Below are 955 nucleotides of genomic sequence, written 5' to 3'. Positions count from 1 at the left end.
CGCCGCACGCATGCGGATCACCTTGGCGGCGTGTTCGTCGTTGTCGCGCTGGGCGCGGCGTTCTTCGTCCAGGCGCTGCTCTTCAATGTGGCGCTGGCGCAGGATGTCGAACGACTGCTCGCGGCGTTGCTTTTCCAGCCAGTTGGCACGGCTCATTGCAAGCTGCTGCTCCAGCGCATTGATGGTGCCCTTCTGCTGGTGCACGGCATTGCCCAGACGGTCGATAAAGGCGGCGTAGTTGCGCAGGCGCGTAATATCCATGCCGCCTTCGGCGGTGCTCAGCATCTGCTGGTGGTAGTTGTTGCGGTAGTCGGACAGCAGTGCCAACTTTTGCGTCGCGGCCTCGCGCGTGTTCATCAGGCGGCCGACTTCCTGCGTGGCTTTCTCGGTGTCCTTCTGGGCCAGTTCCAGCACGGTTTCGAGGCGGAACGGCTTGTTCATGGTGGTCATCGGTGGACCCTCCAGCTTCCCGTTACATCAACCCATCGGACGCAAACCCGGCAGCTTTAGCCTCCGGTTTGCGCAACGCTTGTGGCTTCACAGTGTCAAGCGGGCACATCACGCCAGCACTCCCTGCATCTTCTGCAGCGTGTGCTCGCGGCTTTCGTTCTCGAACATGCCCTGCTGCAGGAACGCTTCCATGTCGGGGTAGCGCGCGATGGCTTGGTCGGTCACCGGGTCGCTGCCGCGCGCGTAGGCGCCCACGGCAATCAGGTCGCGGTTGCGCTGGTAGCGGGCGTAGAGCTGCTTGAAGCGGCGCGCCGTGTCGAGCTGCTCGCGCGGCACGATGGCCGACATCACGCGGCTGATCGACTGTTCGATATCGATGGCCGGGTAGTGGCCTTGCTCCGCCAGCTTGCGCGAGAGCACGAAGTGGCCGTCCAGAATGGCGCGGGCCGCATCGGCAATCGGGTCCTGCTGGTCATCGCCTTCGGCCAGCACGGTGTAGAACGCG

1 protein-coding gene and 1 pseudogene are annotated in these 955 nt (G+C 64.0%); both read right to left on the bottom strand.

What is annotated here, in order from left to right:
• Window positions 1–450: flagellar export protein FliJ (gene fliJ, locus FUT88_RS25655; RefSeq protein WP_147219356.1), on the bottom strand; the 450-nt coding region annotated here is incomplete at its 3' end.
• A gap of 108 nt (window positions 451–558) precedes the next feature.
• Window positions 559–955 (bottom strand): annotated as a pseudogene (locus FUT88_RS25650) (flagellum-specific ATP synthase FliI); the annotation flags it as partial.

Source organism: Ralstonia sp. TCR112 (assembly GCF_007997035.1).
Lineage (GTDB): Bacteria > Pseudomonadota > Gammaproteobacteria > Burkholderiales > Burkholderiaceae > Ralstonia > Ralstonia edaphi.
Note: the sequence above shows the minus strand (reverse complement) of the source record. Positions and strands in the feature narration are given on the sequence as shown.